The organism is Amorphus coralli DSM 19760, from assembly GCF_000374525.1.
In the GTDB taxonomy this organism is placed as follows: Bacteria; Pseudomonadota; Alphaproteobacteria; order Rhizobiales; family Amorphaceae; genus Amorphus; species Amorphus coralli.
In genome coordinates this window covers 1-16,224 of the sequence record NZ_KB894571.1, presented here as the reverse complement: position 1 = coordinate 16,224, position 16,224 = coordinate 1, and the positions used below count along the sequence as shown (strand labels likewise).

The window sequence follows — 16,224 nt, the reverse complement described above, 5'->3', positions numbered from 1 at the left end:
CCGCAGACGAGGCCCTTGTTCAGGCCATCGTGCCGATGCTCTTGCGGAAGCGCGACAGGGCGAGGGCGAACAGGACGGCGCCAATGACGGTCATGGCGACAAGCTGCGGCCAGACCACGCCGATGCCGGCGTCGCGGAACAGGACCGCCTGCGCCAGCATCACGAAATGGGTGTTGGGCGCTGCCAGCATCACCAGCTGAACGAGCTGGGGCATGCTCTCATACGGGGTACTCGCGCCGGAGAGCATCTGAAGCGGCAGAAGAACCAGCACGAACAGAAGCCCGAACTGGGGCATGGAGCGCGCCACCGTCCCGAGCAGGATGCCGAGCGCCGTCGTGGCGACGATGTCGAGCGCCGCGCCGCCCAGAAAGAGCGGAATCGATCCGCTGAGCGGCACCTGAAGCAGTCCGCGGACAATTACGAACAGCGTGAAGGTGGTGGCCACCAGCACGACGAGCCCCATCGCCCAGATCTTCGACGTCATGATCTCCGCCGGCGTCACCGGCATCACCAGTAGATGCTCGATGGTGCCGTGCTCGCGCTCGCGGATGAGGGCCGCGCCGGTCAGCACGATGGCGAGCAGGGTGACGTTGTTGATGAGCTCCATGACCGAGCCGAACCAAGCCTTCTCCAGCTCCGGATTGAAGCGGATGCGGCTGACCAGCTCGACCGGAATGTCGGTGCCATTGCGGTGGTGGTTCACGAACTCCGCCACCTCTTCCGTCACGATCTCGTTGATGTAGCTGGACCCGGTGAAGGCCTGGCTCATGCGCGTGGCGTCGACATTGAGCTGAATGGCGGGCTGCCGGCCGGCAAGCACGTCGCTCTGGAAGTCCGGCGGTATGTCGAGGGCGAAGGTGTCGAGGCCGGCGTCCATGCGCGCATCCATCGCGTTCTGGTCGATCAGCTTCGGCGGCACGAAGTAGGGGGGATAGAAAGCGTCGACGATCCGCTGGGACAGGGCCGACCGGTCCTCGTCGACGATGGCGATGGGGGCACGGTTGAGGCTCTCCGGCTCCGCGCTCGCGGCGGCGTAGATGGCCAGCGTAAAGGCGTAGACGATGAGGATCACCATCGTCCGGTCGCGGCCCAGCGAGCGCAGCTCCTTGATGCCGAGATGGAGCACGTTTGCGAGCCGCATGGTCAGCGCTCCTGCTTCTTCAGAAGAGCTGCCGTAATGACCAGAAGGACGGGCACGGCGATAGTGAGGGCCAGGAAGGAGGCGCCCAGGTCCGCGAAGCCGAGGGCCTTGGAGAAGGTGCCGCGCGAGATCGTCAGGAAGTAGGTCGTCGGATAGATCTCGCCGACAACGCGGCCGAAACCCTGCAGCGAGGAGACCGGGTCGATCAGGCCCGAGAAGCTGATCGCCGGCAGGGTGGTCAGGATGGCAGAGCCGAAGATTGCCGCGATCTGGCTGCGGGTGAAGGTGGAGATGACGAGGCCGATGCCCGTCGCGGCGAAGCAGTAGACGAGCGCGCCGGCGAACAGCGCCGGGATGCTGCCCTTGAGCGGGACCTCGAAAACCGTGACTGCGGCGATCACCAGGATGACGAAGCTCAGCATGGAGATCGCCACGTAGGGGATCTGCTTGCCGAGCAGGAACTCGAAGCGCGTCGTCGGGGTTACGTAGAAATTGACGATGGAGCCGAGTTCTTTCTCGCGCACCACGCTCAAGGCGGCCAGCATCGCCGGGATCATCATCAAGAGGATCGCGATCACGGCGGGGACCATGGCGACCAGGCTTTTCACGTCCGGGTTGTAGCGGAAGCGGGTCTCGACGCTGGCGGGCGCGGCGAGGGCGCCGGACTGGCCGATCTCCGCGGCCTTGCGGGTCAGCCACGTCGCGTGCATTCCACCGACATAGCTGAGTACCGTCTCCGCCCGGGTCGGCATCGCTCCGTCGATCCAGGCACCGACCTCAACCGGGCGCCCGCGGGAGAGATCCCGGGCGAAGCCGGGCGGAAGCTCGATGGCGACGGAAAGCTCGCCCTCGCGCATCCGCCGGTCGAGTTCGGCATAGCTGGTCAGCGCCGGTGTCTCGACGAAGTAGCGCGAGCCGGTGACATTCTGGGCATAGTCCCGGCTGAGGGTGGTGTCGTCACGGTCGAGCACCGCTACGGTGAGATCCTCCACGTCGAGGCTGATGCCGTAACCCATCACGAACAGCAGGATCAGGCTGCCGAGAAGGGCAAGCGTCAGGCGGACGGGATCGCGCCTGAGCTCCAAGGCTTCGCGCCGGGAATAGCTCAGCATGCGGCGGGGATCGAAGATGCGGCGCCACCCGGCTGATGCCGCCACAGGCTCGTGTGCGGCGTCTTCGAGCGCGCCGGGGGCCTCTGCCGCGGCTTCCTCGACCGCGCCCTCGGCCACCGCCTCTTCGAGATAGGCGATGAAGGCGTCCTCGAGGCTCGCCGCGCCGCGCGCTTCCACGATGGCGTCCGGAGCGTCGGACACCAGGACGCGGCCGGCGTGCATGAGCGAGATCCGGTCGCAACGCTCTGCCTCGTTCATGAAGTGGGTGGAGATGAAGATCGTCACCCGGTCGGTGCGCGAAAGGTCGGCAAGAAGCTGCCAGAAGCCGTCGCGGGCAATGGGATCCACGCCGGACGTCGGCTCGTCGAGGATCAGCATCTCCGGCTTGTGGATCATGGCGACCGCGAGCGACAGGCGCTGGCGGTGGCCCAACGGAAGCGCTTCCGGCAGGGCGTCCGACGTGTCGCCGAGGTCGAAGCGGTCGAGCATCTCCGCGACACGGCCGCCGATCTCGCGCTCCGGAACGGCGTAAAGCCTGGCGTGCAGCTCCAGGTTCTGGCGCACGGTCAGCTCGGTGTAGAGCGAGAAGGCCTGCGACATATAGCCGACGCGCCGGCGGGTCGCGAGGTTGTGCGGATCGATCTCCTGGCCGAACAGCCGCGCCCAGCCTTCGCTGGGTGGCAGCAACCCGGTCAGCATCTTCATGGTGGTGGTCTTGCCGCAGCCGTTGGAGCCGAGAAAGCCGAAGATCTCGCCGCGCTCGATGGCCAGGCTGACATGGTCGACCGCGGTGAAGGCCCCGAACCGCTTGGTGAGCCCTTCCGCTTCGATCGCGAGCCCGTCGCCGTCGTTGCGCGGAGGAATGATCACCTCGCGATGCGCCGCCTGCACCGCGTCCGGAAGGAGCGCGATAAAGGCGCGCTCCAGGGTCGGCGCACGGGTGCGCTCGAGTAGCGCGGTGGGCGTTCCGGTTGCGAGCACCCTCCCGGCGTGCATGGCGACCAGCCAGTCGAAGGTTGCCGCCTCGTCCATGTAGGCGGTGGCCACGATCACGCTCATCTCCGGCCGTTCGATCCGCAGGCGGGCGATCAGGTCCCAGAACTGGCGGCGCGACAGCGGGTCGACGCCGGTGGTCGGCTCGTCGAGGATCAAGAGGTCCGGATCGTGGATGAGGGCGCAGCACAGGCCGAGCTTCTGCTTCATGCCGCCCGACAGCTTTCCCGCCGGCCGGTCCACGAACGGGGCAAGCCCGGTCGCCCGCGTCAGGTCGGCAATGCGCCGGTCGCGCTCGGCCCGCCCGTGTCCGAACAGGCGGCCGAAAAACTCCAGGTTCTCTCGTACGGACAGCGTGGGATAGAGGTTCTTGCCGAGGCCCTGGGGCATGTAGGCGATGCGGGGCATCACCCGTTCGCGGCTCGACCGCCGGCCCATGTCGGCACCGAGCGCGATGACCTCTCCTTGCTGGATCGCGCGGGCTCCGGCGATCAGCGAGAGGAGGCTCGACTTTCCGACCCCGTCCGGCCCGATCAGGCCGACCATGAGCCCCGCCGGAACGTCGAGGCTGACCGCGTCGACGGCCAGCGTCCTGCCGTAGCGCAGGGAGACGTCGGCTAATCGCACCACGACAGACCCGCCGGAGAGCGCACCATCGTCGCGGCCACGGACGCCGCGGCCCGGTGTCGGGGCGCTCATTCCGGCAGCTTGACCTGGAGGGTGTCCGGCCACTCCGCGGCGGGATCGACCTTCACATAGGCGACGCCGGGGACGCCGGTCTTGACCATCTCCAGATACCGGTTGAGCAGGTCCGGCGCGATCTGCGCCTTCACCCGGAACATGAGCTTCAGGCGTTCCTCGGCCGTCTCCACCGTCTTGGGCGTGAACTGGGCGACGTCGGCGACGAAGGAGATGCGGGCCGGCACGACATAGCCGGGGGCCGCATCGAAGATCAGCCGCGCCTCCGAGCCGAGGGCCAGCCGCCCGGCGTCCTCGGTGGGCAGGAAGAAGGTCATGTAGACGTCGGTCAGGTCGACCATGTTGACCACGGTGCCGCCGGCGGCGATCACCTCGCCGGGCTGGGCGACCCGGTACTGGATGCGGCCCGAGCGTGGCGCGCGAAGCGTCGAATCGGCGATTTCCGCGTTGACGCGCTCGATCTGGGCGTTGATGGCCTCGACAGCGGCTTCCGCCGACACTGCCTGCGACCGTGCCTGGGAGATCGCGGCATCGGACGCCGCCACCTGGGCGCGGGCGGCGGCGAGGGCAGCCTTGGCGCCCTCGTAGACGGCGAGATCATCATCCAGAGCCTGCTGCGAGGTGGTGCCCCGTTCAGTCAGGCGCCGGGTCCGGTCGTGGCGCTTCTGCGCGGCGTCGCGCTCGGCCTCGCGCTGGGCAACAACCGCGATGGCGGCTTCCTTCTCGGCGGTGCGTTGCTTGACCAGTTCCTTGGCCGTGTCGATGCCGATGGTTGCCCTGCGCAACTCCGCCTGCGCCTCGCGAAGCTCCGCGCGGAGGGTGGAAATGTCCATTCGGGCCACGAGGCGACCTTCGCGGACAAAGTCACCTTCATCGACGACGATGCGATCGATCCGTCCGGCCACCTTGCTGGCGATGTCGACGGAGACGGCCTCGATGCGCCCGTTGCTCGCGGCAATGCCCGGCGGCAGGGGATCGGGGCGCACCGACTGCCAGGCGAGATAGGCTGCAACCGCGAGGGCCGCGACGAGGGTGATGCGGATGGACCAGATGCGCACGGGATGCGGCATGGGCGGTTGAGGTCCTTCGCTGCGAGCACGAAGCCTTGCGGCCCGCCTGGCTGGCAGGCGCCGCCCATGGCTCCGTTCGGCTCACTCTGGTCGGCTGCCGGCGGTGCCGCCTTGCGCCTGATCAAAGGGGCGGCGGGGGGCGTCTCGGGGCGGTCGCCGATGTGCCCGGAAAGCGGCAGCCGCGCACCAAATGATCATTTTCACTGCAAATTCGTGTCGGATTTCGCCCCTAGGCCTCGCCTTACCGAAACGCATTCGGATCATTGACGAATTCTCTGGAGGTTTTCATGAAAGCTTTGCTCGCGTCCGCTGCCGCCCTCGCGATGTCGACGTCGGTCGTTTTCGCCCAGACGGCCACGCAGCAGGGTGAAGCGCAGCGCCAGGTGCCGACCTGCCAGGAGGCTCTGCCGCAGATCGCCAACCTGATCGGCCAGGCCGATACGGCCGGTCTCGACACCGCGACGGCCAAGTCGCACCTGAACGAGGCCCGCGAGGCCAAGAGCTCCGGCCAGGAGCAGCAGTGCCTCGAATCGCTGGTCATGGCGCAGAACGATGTGCTGCAGCGCGCCCAGGCGCAGGGTCAGCAGCGCTCCACCAACTGAGCACCGCAACCGATCGGCAATCGACCGGCGCGGCCACAGTGGTCGTGCCGGCCGCCTTCAACTCCGCGAACACGCTGCCTGTAACCCGATCTCCGAGAGCCCGCATGGGAGGAGACCGGTTTCAACGGTTCTCCCTCGCTCTCCGCTGCCCCTTGCAGTCATTCCCATCTCTGCCGCATTGAGTTGCGATGGTTTCTCCCGTCCTGACGGGCATGGGCTGCCGGCTTCCCCCCGGTGGCCGTGGTGGGGAGCGGCGCTGGGCGCCACGAAGGCGACGGAGGATCGATGACAGTGCGGCGAAGACCCCCTTCCGGCAAACCAGGCCGGATGGACGGCCCCTCGCGGAGACGCGTCGGGGCGTGGCGCGGGGGCAAGCGATGAGCGCATCCGCAACCGGTCTCCTGCGCGGCCGAAAGCTGTTCCTTCTCTTGCTCCTGCTTGTGGTGGGCGCCGGAGCTGCGCTCTGGGAAGCGCGCGACATGGCGCCGACCTGCAGCCTTGCCGACCGGCTTGGTGGGGCGAGTGGCTGCGCCGCCTCCTACACGCTTGTCGACCTGGAAGCCCTGCCCGAAACCACCATGGCCGGGCCGCCCGATGGCGGTCTCGCCATCGTCGGCACGCAGGCGGACGCGCAGGGGCGCGCGGTCTTCGTGCGCTTCGACGGCTGGACCGGGCAGCAAGTGGCCCGCCGTGTCCTGCCGATGGATCCGGCGCCCGACCGGATGCGAGCGAACGCCGATGGAGCGGAGATCGCCCTCTTCTGTCCGGCAGGCATCGCCTGCGCACAGGACGGAGCGCACGGCCTCATCATCCGTGCCGCGGACGGCGCCACGCTCCGGCCCATCGCGCCGGCCGATGTCGACCGCTTCCGCTTCGACGGTGAGCCGGCGGCCGGCGAGGCCGGGTTCGCAGCCGTCGCGGTGCCCGGCACGGCGCTTGTTGCCGAAGCCGATCCCGAGTCTGGCACAGTCATCGTGCGTGACACCGGCGGGGCCGGCGCCGTGATCCGGTTCAACCCGGCAAACCAGTTTCCCCTCGACGAGCAGTCCTTTGCGCTGGCGCCCTCGCCAAGCGGGCGCTTCGTGGCTGCGGTTTACGCCGATCCGCCGGCGGAGCTGGGCACGGGCGCCCTTATTTTGATCTGGGATGTCGCGACGCGCCGGATCGTCGCCGAGATCGCCACAGATCCCGGCCACCGGATCGAGCCAAAGATCGTCTGGTCGCGGGATGAACAGGCCGTTTTCCTGGCCCGAAATGCACCGGACGAGGCCGGAATCGTCATTGAACGCTTCATGCTGCCCGAGCGCGATCGGGCAACGATCCCGCGACCCTAGGTCAGGGAAGCGAGTCCATGCCGCAACCGGGGCGGCCGAAGCGGACCGGTCTCTAACGGCCCGTCAGCACGGACACGATCAGCACGGCGAGCATCCACCAGGTGCCGGAAGCAAAGGGCAGGGCGAGCCCCAGCGGCAGGAACGGCCGCATCGCGGGAGACCGCAGGCCCTTGCGGGCGAAGTAGAAGGCCGCGGCGACGAACACCGGATAGAGCAGCGTGCTCGCCAGAAGGTAGGCCTGGATCGTCTCGGGGAAGACGCCGGGCTCGCGGGCTGCAACCTGCATGGAGAAGGGCCACCACACGAGGAGCGCGCAGTGAACGATCATCGCGCCCCGGAAGAGGCGCCGGCGTTTGCGGTCCGGGTCATTTGGGTGCAAGGCGCCCGGGCGTGGCTGCCCGGTCGCAGGTTCGGTCATTCGCAGGGGCCGACGATACGGTCGATGCGCAGCCTAGGAATGCCGGTCTTCTCGTCGGGGCCGAAGTCGCCCTCGACGATCAGACATTCGTCGGCGTTCCACGCCTCCTGCACGGCCTTGCGGTGATCCGACGGTCCGCGGAGGTTCGGCAGGCCGACGGTGCCGTCATGGTCGGCGAAATGGAGCGCCTTGCGGATCTCGGCGAGCGAGCCCTTCGGGATTTCAGCGATCCAGATGCCGCGCACCGGGCACGGTGCCTTGGCGCATTCGACGCCGGTGGCGCCCACCGCATAAAGGGTGGTGCCCGATCCGGCTTCGGTCGGTTCCTGGGACTGGAGCGGCTGCGGCATCGCGAACGCAAGCACGGCAACCACTGCGCTTGCCCATGCGCCGGCCCGTCCCGCCATTCTGTCGCCAAGCCTCGTCCAGTTCATCGTCCGCATCCCTCAGCCGTTCGTCAGCGACGGGAACCTACGTCGGGCGCGGGGCGGGCGGCAAGACGGAACTGGCGCAATTCGTGCGGTTTTCTGAGCCGGAAGCGCCCGAATCGGCATCAATCGCAGGCGAAAATGTCCTCCAGGGCGCCTTCCGCCCCTTCCAGGGCGAAGGCCATGTTGGCGCCCGTCTCGTCGAAGACGATCTCGTCGCCGATCTGCATGGCATCGACGAGCGTCTCCATCTGGGAGGCCGTCCAGTCGTCCGAGGGTTCCCATTCGGCGCGCGGCGTGTCTGCGTCCCTGACGAACACAACGGGCACCAGGAAGACCTGACCGTCCACCACGATCTCGATTTCGCGGATGCCGTCCTCGATCGAGCCGGCGTCCCGGGGAAGGTCGACGCGCATGAAAGGGCCGCGGCGGATGTCGGGGTTGGCCTCGGCTGCTGAAGGGTCGCCGCACTGGAAGCGGATTTCGGCGCCGGCATCGTTGCGAGCGCTGGCAGTGGTCACGCCGGCCTCCTGGCTGCGCTCCCAGCCGGCAGCCGCCGCAGGCAGGGTCATAACCATCGTTCCGGCGAGGGCGAGGCTCACGGCCGATGCTGCGCGAGAGGGAAAAGTGCGTTCGGGCATTCGAACCTCCGGCTGGGGTTGCAGAACGGTCTGCGGGTCGCATGGCGTTGCTGCAAAACGCTCCTCGGGCCTTCGGGTTCGCCTTTCCTCGGCTGGCGCATGGGGAGATTTCGTGGCGGCAAGCGGGCGGCGGTGAGACAGCGCCGCCCGCTGCCGGTCGATCAGGCCTTGCCGCGCGCGGTGGCCAGGATGGCGGTCGCCTCCGCGCCGCAACTGTCCCCGGCCCAGGCCACGAACTGGTCGGGCCGCACCAGCACCAGCCTGGCGGCATAGCGCTCCAGCGCATCGCCGCCGCTGTCGCGGACGATGGTCAGCGGTGCGCCGGCATCCTTCGCGGCGGTCATAAAGGCGGTCACATCGGCTTCGTCCGCGCCGAGCGCCAGCAAGGTGAAGCCGCTCCCGAGCGCCCCGATGGCATTCTGTCCCGAGGCGAGGGACGCCGGCGCCAGATGGTGCCCCGGTCGTGCGGTGAAGGTGTGCTGGCCCACGGCGCTGGTATCGTCATCGCCTGCGCCGCGCACCACCGGCGAGGCACCATAGTGGGGCTCGAACGCCGCGACCTCGCCCTTGGCGCCGGAGCCGCGCTCGGCCCACTCCCGCTCGAAGGCCTCGCGATCCACCGCCGGATCGTAGGTTTCCAGGAACTCCCGGTCGGTGTAGATCGCCTTCTCGATGAAATCGCCGGCGGTGGAGGCGAAAACCGGTTGGCGCTCCGCGTCATAGGAGTCCAGCAGGGCCTCGCCGCCCCAGCCTTCCAGCCGGGCCGCCAGCTTCCAGCCGAGATTGCGCGCGTCCTCGAGGCCGGAGTTCACGCCGTAGCCGCCATAGGGCGGGTGGCTGTGTGCGGCGTCGCCGGCAATGAAGATGCGGCCGTTGCGATACCGGTCTGCGATGGCGAAACGCAGGTCCCAGAAGCCGATATGGTCGAGTTCCACGGCGAACTCGGCGCCGGCGGCCTCGTGCAGGTAGGCGACGAAGTCGAAATTGTCCTTCGTCGTGTCGGCGGGCACGGGGGCGTGGAAGAACCAGGTGGTGCCGAGGTCCACCCGGCCGAAGAACAGCCAGTAGCCCTTCTGGTGGGGATGCAGCACGTTGTAGAAGGACTTGCCGGGGTAGCGCTCCAGAAGCTCGTGGAGCTCGGTGGAGCGGAACACCAAGAGCACCATCAGCCGGTCGTGATCGGTGCGCGTCTGGGTCAGTCCGCCCTTGTCGCGCAGTATCGACCGCGATCCGTCGCAGCCGACCGCGTAACGCGCGCGGACCGTCCGGCGGCCCTCGCCCTTGCGCTCGGCGATCGCCAGTTCCACACCGTCTGCGTCCTGGCTGACGTCTTCGACCTGCCAGCCGTAGAGCACCTCGACAGAGGGCAGCTCCGCCACGCGCGTGCGCATCACGGCCTCGGTCTGGTACTGCGGCAGCCGCTCGTTGTCGGCGGCATAGTAGGGCCGTACCAGTTCGCGCTGCAGCCAGTCGTGGGTGTAGTCGGAGAGCAGCGTGCGGTAGGTGGTCAGCCCGCCGATGCCGTAGTCGGAGCGGACGGTCCGGGCGTTGCGCACCGCCTCCTCGATCCCCCAGGCCTGGAAGTGCTCCATCGTCCGCTGGGTGAGGTTCTGCCCTTTCGGCACCGGCTGAAGCTCTGGATAGCGCTCCACCACGATAACGGAAATCCCGCGCTGGCCGAGCTCGATGGCGAGCCCCATCCCGACCGGGCCGCCGCCGGAAATGATGACGTCGGCGTCAAATGCCTGTCCGTTCACGCCGGTACCTCCAGGCCGAGGAGTGCCACGGCGTTGTCCTGATAGATCTTCCGTTTCAGCGCTTCGTCCTCGAGGCTGTCGATGATCCGGATCGTCTCGCGGATGTAGGTCGGTCCGCCCTCCGGATCGAACGGGGCGTCGGACGCGAACAGCACGTGCTCCTCGCCGAAGAACTCCGCCGCGTGCTCGATGGCCTTCTTGGAGCCGAACGTGGCGGTGTCGGCGTAGAAGTCGCGGAAATAATCGAGATGCGGCCGCTTAAGCCCCTTGAGGGTGGCGCCCAGGTCGCGGTCGGTCGTGCGCTTGCCCATCTGGTCCCACCCCGGCCCGACGCGGCCCTCGAAGAAGGGCACCATGCCGCCGGCGTGGTGGGTGATGATCTTAAGGCCCGGGCAGCGGTCGAACAGGCCGGAAAAGACCATGCGGGCCATGGCGGCGCTGGTCTCGTAAGGCCAGCCGAAGGTCCACCAGATTTCGTACTCCGAGCGGTCCTCGGTGAGGTAGTCCGGGAAATTCTGCGCCCGCAGCGGGTGCATCCAAACCGGTTTTCCGACCTCGGCCATGTAGGCGAAGAAGGGCTCGAATTCGGGCCTGTCGAGCGGCATCCCGTTGACGTTGGTGTAGATCTGCATGCCGACGGCGCCGAGCTCCTCCACCGCCCGGCGGCACTCCGCGACGCAGGCGTCACCGCTGGTCAGCGAAGCGGTGCCGATGAAGCCGGGGAAGCGGTCGGGATGCTCCTGGCAGAGCTCGGCCATGGAATCGGAGCCGATCTTGGTGAGCTCCAGCGCCTTCGCGGGATCGGCGATCGCCTCCGGAGCGGGCGCGGCCAGGGAGAGGATCTGGCGGTAGTCCTCGCCGAACATGTCCATCACCTCGAACCGGCGGTCGAGGTTGGTCATCATCGGCACCCGTCCCGAGCGGGCGGTGATCGCCTGCATCTCGCCCGTTGCGGCGATCAGGGCATCGAAGTAGGGCTTCGGCCAGATGTGATTGAAGACGTCGATCTTCTGCACGACGAAGGTCCTTTCATTCACTCAGATCAGTCTTGTTCGGTCCGTCACTCGGCTGCTTCGAGCCGGCGGCGGGAGGCGAGGCGATCGCCGATGCGGGCCGCCGAGGCCATGACCTCCCGGGCGATGGCAGCCGGATCCAGCCGGGCGAACTCGCGCTCGGCCATTGTCAGGCAGAGGCTGCCGACCGGGACCGGTCCCGCCCCGAAGATTGGCGCGGCGGTGCCGACGACGCCGGGCTGCACCTCGCCGCGCGAGGCGATGTAGCCATCGCGCCGCACCTGCCGGTACCGGCTGAGGATCGCGTCGGGATCGCTGCCGAAGCCGATGTCGCGGTAGTCGTCGAGGCGGGCCTCCACCAGCGGCAGGAGCTGGCGGCGCGGCATGTAGGCGACGATGGCGTGCGATGTGGCACCGCGGCCCACCGGCATCGGCTTGCCACGGGGAAAGCGGGACACGACGTCGGCGGCGGAACTGGCCGAGGTGATGCAGAGAACCCGGTCGCGGTACCAGCGCGAAACGAAGGCGGTGCCGGGATAGCGGGCGGCCACCGCCTCGATCTCCTCTTCGGAATCCGGCACCAGCGGATCGGCCCGCCTGAGCAGATAGTCGAGCTCCACCACCCGCGGTCCGACCGTGTAGGTGGCCTGGTCGACGCTCGCCACCAGGCCGGCGCCCTTCAGCATCTTCAGGTAGCGGTAGAGCGTTGGCCGGCTGGTGCCGAGCTGCACGGCAAGCTCCGCCGGGGTCCATTCCGGCCGGGCCTCGTCGAAGAGGCCGAGGATGGCCAGCATCCGCTCCAGGCTGCTGCTATCGCTCACTTTGCCGCCCCGGATGCGCCGCGCCGCGGGGCGCCGTAAAGCGTGTAGAGCATGACGGCCAAGCCGCCGGCGACCCCGGCCATGTCGGTGTAGAGCGCGCCGTCGAAGGCCCCGGCCGGCACCAGAGCCATCAGCCCGAACAGGGCGAACAGCCCCCGCATGACCGGCGACAGCCGGGCCATGAAGTAGCCGGCCAGCGCCGCCGACACGAGCCATACGCCGAGCGCCGCCGTGACGATGGCCAGTGCCACCTGGGCCGGGTTGCCGATCAGGATCAGCGCGGGCGAGAAGACGAACAGGAACGGCACCACGTAGGCCGCCCAGCCGAATTTTACCGCTGCCATGCCCGTCTTCATCGGATCGGCCTGCGCGATCGAGGCAGCCGCGAAGGCGGCCAGCGCGATCGGCGGGGTGATCATCGACATCATGCCGAAGTAGAGGACGAACATGTGCGCCGCGACCGGCTCGATGCCCACCTCCACCAGCGCCGGGGCGACGAGCGCGGCCAGCAGCACGTAGACCCCGAGCGTCGGCAGCCCCATGCCCAGCACGATGCAGATGAGGGCCGACAGGACGAGCAGCAGGATCGCGCTGCCGCCGCCGATCTGGACCAGCGCGTAGGTGAGGTTGAAGGAGAGCCCGGAGATGTTGAGGACGCCGATGACGATGCCGGCGGCCGCAGAGATCACGATGATCTCCACGACGCCTTCGCCGGTGGTCACCAAGGCCCGGGCAATGGCTCCGATCCCGGCCCGCGTGCCGTCGTAGCCGAAGACGAGCGCCGTGATGACGACGGCGGCCGAGGCCAGGATCGCCGCGCGCTCCGGCTGCCAGTTCATGCCGAACAGCGCGTAGATCAGAAGCGCGAAGGCGAGAACGAAGTGGAGCCCGCCGAGCACCGTGCGCTTCTTCGGCATTTCGTCTTCGGGGGCCGCGGCGATGCCGAGGCGCGCGGCCTCCAGGTCGGCCTGGACGAACAGGGCGCCGTAGTAGAGCAGCGCCGGGATCAGCGCCGCCAGGACGATGTCGGAATAGGGAAGCTGCAGGAACTCCGCCATCAGGAAGGCGGCGGCGCCCATCACAGGCGGCATCAGCTGGCCGCCGGTGGAGGCGACCGATTCGATGGCAGCGGCCTTGTGGCTCGGATAGCCGCTGCGCTTGATCATCGGGATGGTGACGACGCCGGTCGCAACGACATTGGCCACCGCCGCCCCGGAGATCGATCCGAACAGGGCGGAGGCGGCCACCGCGATCTTCATCGGGCCGCCGCGCAGCCGCCCCATGGAAAGAAGCGCGCCGTCGGTGAAGAAGCGCGAGCCGCCGGTCACGTTGAGCAGGCTGCCGAAGAAGATGAAGGCAACCACCACGGTTGCGGCCACCGAGATCGGGATGCCCAGGATGCCGTTCACGTCATAGGCCATGTAGCCGGAGAGCTTCTGCCAGTCGGAGGCGCGGCCCGCGAGCCGGCCCGGCATGGCATCGCCCCACATGGCATAGGCCAGGAAGACGACGATGATGATGACCAGCGCCCAGCCGGTGGTGCGGCGCACGGCCTCCAGCGCGAGGAGAATGAGGATCACGCCCGGCACATAGGCTTCGGGCGGGCGAAAGAAGATCTGGTTGACCACCTGCGGGTAGACGACGGCGACGTAGAGGCTCGCTCCGAGCCCGAGCAGGGCGGCGAGCGCGTCGTACCAGGGAAGCTTGCCGGTGCGGCGGTCACGTCCGGCGGTGGTGAGCACAAAGGCGAGCGCCAGCGCGATGCCGAGCACGATGGCCAGGAACTGCTGGGGGTAGAAGGACGTGCCGAGCATGCGCGGCACGCCGAGCGACCAGGCGCCGGCAACGAGCGTGATGGCGGCGGCGAGGGTCGTGGCGAGGGGGCGCCAGACGGAAAAAGGGAGCCCGAATCCGGGCTCCCGAGCAAGAGATGCGGTCATCCGGGTCTACTCTTTCCAGAGCCCGGCTTCCTTGTAGAACTTGATCGCTCCGGGATGATACTGGCCCGGGGCGACGTCGCCGACCATGTGCGTGGCCGGATCGAACTTCTTGAAGGGCGGGAAGCTGGAGGCCAGCAGCTCCTGGTTCTCGTAGACCGCCTTGGTCATCGCGTAGACGACGTCATCGGACACCGACGCATTGGTGAACATCGTCTGCGGGTATTCCCAGTAGGTCCCCGTCTCCAGAACGCCAGGATAGGCGGGACCCGGCTCGATCGTGACGACGCTGGCGGTCTTCCAGTGCTCACGAAGCGCGGCCAGGGCTTCCGGCGTGTCCGGCACCGTCAGGGCGCGCAGACCGCCCACCGATGCATCCGCCTCGCGCACCTTGCCGGCGCCATGCGAGAAGATGAAGCCGACTGAATCGCCGGCCATGAAGGCGTCCGCGCCGCCGACCACGCTGGGCACCTGCACCGGCTGCATGTCATCTCGCGTCATTCCCGCCGTGGCGTACATGGCGTCGAGGTGCGGGAGGATGGTGTTCTGGGCGGTGTAGCCGTCCACCATCGGCTTGCCCTTGAGGTCGGCGATCGTCTTGATATCGGAATCCTTGCGGACGAAGATCGCTTCCTGAAGCGGCATCAGAAGCGCGACCACGCGCAGTTCCGGGTTGGCCCGTCCGTTGAACCACTCCAAGCCCTCGTAGGCGTAGAGGAATTCCTCCAGGTTGGAGACGCCGAACTCCATCTCGTTGGCGTTCACCAGCGGCAGATACTGGTTCGGGCTGGTGGCCGGCTGGATGGTGGTGTTCAGCCCGCTTTCGTTGGCGGCCTTCGCCACTGCCGAGCCGATGCCGTGATAGAGCGAGCCCGGATTGGACGTCGCCATGCCGACGGTCTGAGCGCTTGCCGCGCCTGCGACTGTCAGTCCCGCCGCAAGGATTGCGGGCGCAATGAGCCTGTTGATCATCTGGTCAGTTTCCTCCCGTTGGTGCCGGTCGTTGCCGGCGGAGCCGTGTGTTCGGCCAGCGTCACTTTATTACAAAGTGAGAATTCTGCCGATACCTTATCAAGCGCGGCGCCGTTGTCATCTCCGTTTTTGACGGCGTTCACGAACATCCCGCCGGCTGGCGGGGAGGCGTTCGACGGGGGCGGCGCTGTCCGCTAGGCTCGTCCCGACCCGACAACCGCCACCAGAGTTTCCTGGAGTTTCGTCATGTGCCGAGACTGCGCTCACACGATTCACCGCACCCGCAACCACTATGGCTGGGACCGGTCGATCGAGCCGGTGGCGCGCATCGCGCCGGGAGAGACGGTGGCCTTCGAGTGCATCGATGCCTCCGACGGGCAGATCACGAAGGCCAGCACCGTTGCCGATCTCGGGCGGATGGACGACGGCCGGGTGAACCCGGTGAATGGCCCGGTGTATGTGGAAGGCGCGGAACCCGGCGACGCGCTGAAGATCACCATCGATGGATTTGATCCGTCCGGCTTCGGCTGGACAGCCAACATTCCAGGCTTCGGTCTTCTCGCCGACCAGTTCCCCGATCCCGCGCTGCACCTGTGGTCCTATGATCGCGAAATCCGCCAGCCGGCGGCCTTCGGGGCTGTCGGCAAGGTTCCGCTGAAGCCCTTCGCGGGCACCATCGGTTGCTCTCCCGCGGCGCCGGGCCCTCATTCCGTCATCCCGCCACGTCGAGTCGGCGGCAATCTCGACGTGCGGGATCTGTCGGCGGGGACGGTTCTCTATCTCCCGGTCGAGGTGGACGGGGCGCTTCTGTCCGTGGGCGACACCCATGCCGCGCAGGGCGATGGCGAGGTCTGCGGCACCGCGATCGAAAGCCCGATGGACGTGGCGCTTACCATCGACCTGGTGAAGGACGCCCGTCTCGCCATGCCGCGCTTCACGACGGCTGGACCGGTGACCCGCCACCTCGACGCCAAGGGTTACGAAGTCACCACCGGCATAGGCCCCGACCTGATGGAGGGTGCGCGGGCGGCGGTGTCCGGGATGATCGATCTGCTGTCTGCGGAGACCGGCATGGACCCGGTCGATGCCTACATGCTGGCGTCGGTCTGCGGCGACCTTCGGATTTCCGAGATCGTCGACGCGCCGAACTGGGTGGTGTCGTTCCATTTCCCGCGGGTGGTGTTGGGATAGCAAAGCCAGGAAAAGTGGGAACCGGTTTTCCGTCCGGCTTTGCGTTGAAGAGATGCCCCTCACGCCGAGTTCGCTTGCGCTCACCGGCTCCGGGA

General features: G+C 67.8%; 14 protein-coding genes. 3 read left to right on the top strand and 11 right to left on the bottom strand.

Annotated elements, in window-relative coordinates; all coding sequences use genetic code 11:
- Positions 1–19: 19 nt before the first annotated feature.
- The 3 genes from C507_RS0104140 to C507_RS0104130 are packed head-to-tail and all read right to left on the bottom strand — an operon-like array spanning position 20 to position 5,015.
- Entirely contained in the window at positions 20–1,141 is a 1,122-nt protein-coding gene (locus C507_RS0104140; protein WP_018698398.1) for an ABC transporter permease, read from the bottom strand.
- A 2-nt stretch (positions 1,142–1,143) separates the two neighbouring features.
- The gene (rbbA, locus tag C507_RS0104135) at positions 1,144–3,945 is read right to left on the bottom strand and encodes a ribosome-associated ATPase/putative transporter RbbA (protein WP_018698397.1); all 2,802 of its coding nucleotides are present in this window, start codon (positions 3,943–3,945) and stop codon (positions 1,144–1,146) included.
- Positions 3,942–5,015, bottom strand: a complete 1,074-nt coding sequence (locus C507_RS0104130; RefSeq protein ID WP_018698396.1) for an HlyD family secretion protein — start codon at positions 5,013–5,015, stop codon at positions 3,942–3,944. Before C507_RS0104130 ends, rbbA begins: the two co-directional genes overlap by 4 nt.
- Before the next feature lie 287 nt (positions 5,016–5,302).
- Between C507_RS0104130 and C507_RS0104125 the strand changes: the two genes are divergently transcribed.
- Both C507_RS0104125 and C507_RS0104120 read left to right on the top strand, forming a co-directional pair.
- Positions 5,303–5,617 carry a hypothetical protein gene (locus C507_RS0104125; protein ID WP_018698395.1) on the top strand — a complete coding sequence of 105 codons (315 nt, stop codon included), beginning with the start codon at positions 5,303–5,305 and terminating at the stop codon, positions 5,615–5,617.
- A gap of 377 nt (positions 5,618–5,994) precedes the next feature.
- Positions 5,995–6,951, top strand: a complete 957-nt coding sequence (locus tag C507_RS0104120; protein WP_018698394.1) for a hypothetical protein — start codon at positions 5,995–5,997, stop codon at positions 6,949–6,951.
- Between the two features lie 52 nt (positions 6,952–7,003).
- Here the strand turns inward: C507_RS0104120 and C507_RS0104115 are convergent, their stop codons facing one another.
- From C507_RS0104115 to C507_RS0104080, 8 genes are all read right to left on the bottom strand, one after another.
- Positions 7,004–7,279, bottom strand: a complete 276-nt coding sequence (locus C507_RS0104115) for a hypothetical protein (protein WP_018698393.1) — start codon at positions 7,277–7,279, stop codon at positions 7,004–7,006.
- A gap of 86 nt (positions 7,280–7,365) precedes the next feature.
- Positions 7,366–7,803, bottom strand: coding sequence for a hypothetical protein (locus tag C507_RS0104110; protein ID WP_156829159.1), 438 nt, complete (start codon positions 7,801–7,803; stop codon positions 7,366–7,368).
- A 119-nt stretch (positions 7,804–7,922) separates the two neighbouring features.
- Positions 7,923–8,438, bottom strand: coding sequence for a hypothetical protein (locus C507_RS0104105; protein ID WP_156829158.1), 516 nt, complete (start codon positions 8,436–8,438; stop codon positions 7,923–7,925).
- A 161-nt stretch (positions 8,439–8,599) separates the two neighbouring features.
- The gene (locus tag C507_RS0104100) at positions 8,600–10,195 is read right to left on the bottom strand and encodes an FAD-dependent monooxygenase (protein WP_018698390.1); all 1,596 of its coding nucleotides are present in this window, start codon (positions 10,193–10,195) and stop codon (positions 8,600–8,602) included.
- On the bottom strand, positions 10,192–11,211 hold the full coding sequence (locus tag C507_RS0104095) for an amidohydrolase family protein (RefSeq protein WP_018698389.1): 1,020 nt from the start codon (positions 11,209–11,211) through the stop codon (positions 10,192–10,194). The genes C507_RS0104100 and C507_RS0104095 overlap by 4 nt, the downstream gene beginning before the upstream one ends.
- A 44-nt stretch (positions 11,212–11,255) precedes the next feature.
- The gene (locus C507_RS0104090; RefSeq protein WP_156829157.1) at positions 11,256–12,029 is read right to left on the bottom strand and encodes an IclR family transcriptional regulator; all 774 of its coding nucleotides are present in this window, start codon (positions 12,027–12,029) and stop codon (positions 11,256–11,258) included.
- Entirely contained in the window at positions 12,026–13,969 is a 1,944-nt protein-coding gene (locus tag C507_RS0104085; RefSeq protein WP_018698387.1) for a TRAP transporter permease, read from the bottom strand. Before C507_RS0104085 ends, C507_RS0104090 begins: the two co-directional genes overlap by 4 nt.
- A 6-nt stretch (positions 13,970–13,975) precedes the next feature.
- Positions 13,976–14,938: a TAXI family TRAP transporter solute-binding subunit gene (locus C507_RS0104080; protein ID WP_018698386.1), complete on the bottom strand. Its 963-nt coding sequence runs from the start codon at positions 14,936–14,938 to the stop codon at positions 13,976–13,978.
- A 246-nt stretch (positions 14,939–15,184) separates the two neighbouring features.
- Between C507_RS0104080 and C507_RS0104075 the strand changes: the two genes are divergently transcribed.
- Positions 15,185–16,129, top strand: a complete 945-nt coding sequence (locus C507_RS0104075) for an acetamidase/formamidase family protein (protein ID WP_018698385.1) — start codon at positions 15,185–15,187, stop codon at positions 16,127–16,129.
- Positions 16,130–16,224 lie beyond the last annotated feature (95 nt).